The 2,112-nt window shown below is 64.5% G+C and carries 2 protein-coding genes; both read left to right on the top strand.

Translation table 11 applies throughout. The features are described from left to right. Nucleotides 1-204: hypothetical protein (locus E4M07_RS28945; RefSeq protein ID WP_206057436.1), on the top strand; the 204-nt coding region annotated here is incomplete at its 5' end. A gap of 83 nt (nt 205-287) precedes the next feature. After that, on the top strand, nt 288-2,072 hold the full coding sequence (locus tag E4M07_RS29985) for a transferrin-binding protein-like solute binding protein (RefSeq protein WP_136661889.1): 1,785 nt from the start codon (nt 288-290) through the stop codon (nt 2,070-2,072). Nucleotides 2,073-2,112: the final 40 nt, after the last annotated feature.

Here is a 2,112-nt window from a genome sequence, read left to right as displayed (position 1 = left end):
GTTGCGGGCAACATGAAGCTCGGCGATGCGGGCTCGGGCATCAGCTCCTGGGCGGTCGAGGGCGTGCTGGTGTGGAACCCGGTCGCCAATGTCGAGGTGCGCGGCGAGGTTCGCCACACCAACTTCGGCAAGAGCAATGCCGCCGTGGGCTATGCCGGCGGCGACGCGACGACGGGCCTGTTGCGTCTGCAGCGCAATTTCTAGGCGCGGCGGGACATTCCCCGGCGCACGCCCCGGCGCACGAAAGACAACCTGAAAGACACCTGAAAGACAAGGGACATTCAATCATGACGAAGCAATCACAAAGAGTGGCGGTCGCCGGACGGCCGCGCAGGCTTGCCCTTATGTGCTGCGCCTCGGTGCTCACCCTCGGCCTTGCCGCCTGCAACACCACCGGCGGCGGCGGCGCAGGCGGCGGAACGGGCAATGGCGGTGCGGCCCCGACGAGCGAGCTCGGCAAGGCGCAGGCGGCGGCGAAGGCTGCGATGGAGGCGGCCAAGACGCAGTCCGACGCGGCGGATACGGAGGCGGACAAGGCCGAGGCGGCACAGATGAATATTGCCCTGCTGCAGACCGGCGACCCGATGGCGAAAACGCATGCCGAGGCGGCGCGCGCCGCCGCGCGGGCGGCGATGACGGCCTATAATACGGCGAAGGCGGAATCGGCGAAGGCGGCCGCCGCGACCACGGACACGGCGGCGGTGGAGGCCCGCATTGCGGCGCAGGCGGCGCTGAAGACGGCGCAGGCCCAGCAAAAGATCGCCATGGACAAGGCGGCGGAAGCGGTCAAGGCCGCCGGGATGGAGGTCAAGGTCAGCTACGACGATGACGGCAAGCCGACCTACAGGGTCGGAGAGGTGACGATCGTTGCGGGTGCGGAGAAGATGGTGAAGAAGGTGAACGACGAGGTCGAGCGAACGACCGGGAAGATCGGTCCCTTTACGATTGCCAGAAGAAGCGCGCGGACGGCCAGTCCCTATAAGGAAAAGAGCGGAAACACCCCGGAGGTCATGGCGCAGCCCGCGGTGGAACGGCGGAGCCTGACAATCGGCAGCATAACCGATTCCGCCGATGACAAAATGCGCCTGGTCCTCGTCGACAAGTACGAGACCTCGGAGGCGGCGAAGAAGGACGTGATGGTCTCCGTCTTCAGGCGCAACGACAATCCATCTGAAAATTCAAATCATATTTATATACGTGCCACCCCTGAAAACGAGGACGCGCCCTATGGCACGTTCGATCAGGGAGACAAGAAATATGTGGTCAAGCGGGCGACGGGCGTTTTCTACGAAGTGACCGGTCCCGACGCGACGCCAACCGGGAAGACTGGGAGCGGAAGCCTCGACAAGTTCACGATCGGATACGATAAAGATCCCCAAAACACCAACGACGAGAACGGCATCTACTACCACGATGACGACGAGGGCAACAGGACCTGGTACAAGCGCGTCGGCGTGACCACGGACGGTAATGCAGATCCGAGCGGCAGCGGCAACGATGGCGTCCGGTACCAGTACATCAAGACGCCGGTGCATAACGTCCGGTTCCCGACGGCGAAGTCCTTCGAGCACCTGAACTACGGCACCTGGGCGGGTCTGAAGGAGGATGGCAATACCCTTGCCGACCTGGGCACGGGCTTCGTCAGCAAGCTGCCCGACGGCACCGTGACCCCGACCAATGACATGCCGAACTTCGGACAGGCCACCTACGAGGGCGGATGGACAGGCAATGTCCGCGCCGCCGCCGCGGATGGAAATGGTGCGATCACAAACCAGAAGGAGGTCATGACGACAATAGCCAAGTTCGGGGAGAACACCCTGACGACCACGCTGAACACCCTGGCCACGCTGAAGGGCGATATCGACGGCAACAGCTTCTCGGGCACCGGTGTCAGCGGCGTCGGTACCAAAGGCGGGCTGACCGGCGGCGACGGGTACACCGGCAGCTTCAGCGGCAGTTTCTTCGGTCCGAAGGCCGAAGAGATCGGCGGTGTGTTCGACATCACCTCCGAGGGCCGCAAGGCGGGCGAAGCGCGCGGCGCCTTCGGTGGCGGGATGACCGCCTCCGAATAACGCGCGCCCACCCGCACACCGCAAACCCGGCGCCCGGTCC

The sequence above is a fragment of the Nitratireductor sp. XY-223 genome (genome assembly GCF_004959855.1).
GTDB lineage: Bacteria > Pseudomonadota > Alphaproteobacteria > Rhizobiales > Rhizobiaceae > Hoeflea_A.
Note: the sequence above shows the minus strand (reverse complement) of the source record. Positions and strands in the feature narration are given on the sequence as shown.